Source organism: Streptomyces sp. SID14436 (assembly GCF_010548465.1).
Taxonomy (GTDB): domain Bacteria; phylum Actinomycetota; class Actinomycetes; order Streptomycetales; family Streptomycetaceae; genus Streptomyces.
The window spans coordinates 1-2,655 of record NZ_JAAGMD010000175.1; the positions used below are offsets into that span (position 1 = coordinate 1).

Consider the following 2,655-nt stretch of genomic DNA (forward strand, 5'->3'; position numbering starts at 1 on the left):
CAGCGGACCACGCCCGGCGGGACCGCGGATCCCGGCCTCCGGCACCCCGCCGCGGCCGGTCCTGCCCTGCCCTCCCCGCGGCAGCGGTCAGGCCGCCAGGCCCAGCGCCGCCATCCGCTTGGTGTGGGCCTCGGTGATCCGGGAGAACATCTTGCCGACCTCGGCGAGGTCGAAGCCGTCCGCGACCCCGCCCACGAGCATCGTCGACAGGGCGTCCCGGTCGGCGACCACGCGCTGGGACTGCGACAGGGCCTCGCCCATCAGCCGGCGTGCCCACAGCGCGAGCCGCCCGCCCACGCGCGGGTCGGCGTCGATCGCGGCCCGCACCTTCTCCACGGCGAAGCCGCCGTGGCCCGTGTCGTCCAGCACGCCCAGCACCAGGGCACGGGTGTCGGAGTCCAGGCGGGCAGCGACCTCACGGTAGAAGTCACTGGCGATGGAGTCGCCGACGTAGGCCTTGACCAGCCCTTCCAGCCAGTCGGAGGGCGCGGTCTGCTTGTGGAAACCGTCATAGGCGGCGACGAAGGGCTCCATGGCGCGGGTCGGGTCCTCCCCGATCTCGGCCAGCCGGTCCCGCAGCCGCTCGAAGTGGTGGAACTCGGCCGAGGCCATCTTCGCCAGCTCCGCCTTGTCGTCCAGCGTGGGCGCCAGGTGGGCGTCCTCCGCGAGCCGCTCGAACGCCGCGAGCTCTCCGTACGCCAGTGCGCCGAGCAGGTCCACGACGGCGGCGCGGTACTGCGGTTCGGCGGACGCGGCAGCCCAGTCGAGGGCGGCGACGCCGGTGTGTGGCGGCGCGGAGTCGGCGGTGTCCGAGGCGTTGTCAGGCTTGTCAGAGCTCGTCATGAAGCGCACAATAGCCCGCTCTCCGCGACCGGGAAGGGCCTGGTCAATCAGTGTGACGACGACTACGTGACCAAATCGGCCATCGCGTGTGCGCGATTCCGGGGTATGGTGGTAATGCGCCTGCTGAGCACTTTCACGTACTCGCCAGGCCGTATGTATGAGGATGCCCGGTCGGTGGCCCGATCGGCTCCGACCCGACAGCCCTCCCTGACCGTACGGCACGTTGCGTACGACGATCGGAGGAAACCTCCAGCGGTTCGAGCGCTAGAGCGTTGGCAGTGGTCCCGTGTCCACGGCATCAGCCGTACGGCCGCCGACGTCCCCGCACGGTCCCTATGCGACCCCCGCGCTCGCCTCGCACCGCGTACACAGAAGAGGCAGCACCCTGACTACGACGTTCCGAGAGCTCGGGATCCTCCCCGAGACCGCCGAGGCCCTGGAGGCCGTCGGCATCATCACGCCCTTCCCCATCCAGGAGATGACGCTCCCCGTTGCCCTCTCGGGCACCGACGTCATCGGCCAGGCCAAGACCGGCACCGGCAAGACGCTGGGCTTCGGCCTTCCGCTCCTCGAGCGCGTCACCGTCCCCGCGGACGTGGAGGCGGGCCGCGCGAAGCCCGAGGACCTCACCGACGCCCCGCAGGCCCTGGTGGTCGTCCCCACACGCGAGCTGTGCACGCAGGTGACCAACGACCTGCTGACCGCCGGCAAGGTGCGCAATGTGCGGGTCACCGCGATCTACGGCGGCCGCGCCTACGAGCCCCAGGTCGAAGCGCTGAAGCAGGGTGTCGACGTGGTCGTCGGCACGCCGGGCCGGCTGCTCGACCTCGCCGGGCAGAAGAAGCTGAACCTGAAGCACGTGCGGGCGCTCGTCCTCGATGAGGCCGACGAGATGCTCGACCTGGGCTTCCTGCCCGACGTCGAGAAGATCATCAACCTGCTGCCGGTCCGGCGCCAGACCATGCTGTTCTCGGCCACCATGCCGGGCGCGGTCATCGGACTCGCCCGCCGGTACATGTCGCAGCCCACGCACATCCGCGCCACCGCGCCGGACGACGAGGGCGCGACGGTCGCGAACACCAAGCAGTACGTGTACCGCGCCCACAACATGGACAAGCCCGAGATGGTGGCGCGGATACTGCAGGCCGAGGGCCGTGGCCTGGTGATGGTCTTCTGCCGCACCAAGCGCACCGCCGCCGACCTCGCCGACCAGCTCAAGCAGCGCGGCTTCGCCTCAGGCGCCGTCCACGGCGACCTCGGCCAGGGCGCCCGCGAGCAGGCGCTGCGCGCCTTCCGCAACGGCAAGGTGGACGTCCTCGTCTGCACCGACGTCGCCGCCCGCGGCATCGACGTCGAGGGCGTGACGCACGTCATCAACTACCAGACGCCCGAGGACGAGAAGACGTACCTGCACCGCATCGGCCGCACCGGCCGCGCGGGCGCGAAGGGTACGGCGATCACCCTGGTCGACTGGGACGACATCCCCCGCTGGCAGCTGATCAACAAGGCGCTGGACCTCGGTCTCGGCGACCCGCAGGAGACGTACTCCACCTCCCCCCACCTCTACACGGACCTCGGGATCCCCGAGGGCACCAAGGGGGTGCTGCCGCGCTCTGAGCGCACCCGCGCCGGGCTCGACGCGGAGGAGCTGGAGGACCTGGGCGAGCCGGGCGGCCGTGGGCCGCGCGGCCGGGGCGGCCGCGGCGACCGGAGCGACCGCAGTGGTCCTCGGTCCGCCGAGCAGGAGCCCTCGGCCCGTACGCCGCGTCGCCGCCGCCGTACGCGGGGCGGTGCGCCGCTCGACGAGTCGGC

2 protein-coding genes are annotated in these 2,655 nt (G+C 71.7%); one reads left to right on the forward strand and one right to left on the reverse strand.

What is annotated here, in order from left to right:
* Positions 1 to 87: 87 nt before the first annotated feature.
* Positions 88 to 843, reverse strand: a complete 756-nt coding sequence (locus G3I53_RS06595) for a ferritin-like domain-containing protein (RefSeq protein ID WP_203592822.1) — start codon at positions 841 to 843, stop codon at positions 88 to 90.
* 286 nt (positions 844 to 1,129) lie between these two features.
* Here G3I53_RS06595 and G3I53_RS06600 point away from each other — a divergent pair.
* On the forward strand, positions 1,130 to 2,655 hold a 1,526-nt coding region (locus tag G3I53_RS06600; protein WP_164438109.1), incomplete at its 3' end, for a DEAD/DEAH box helicase.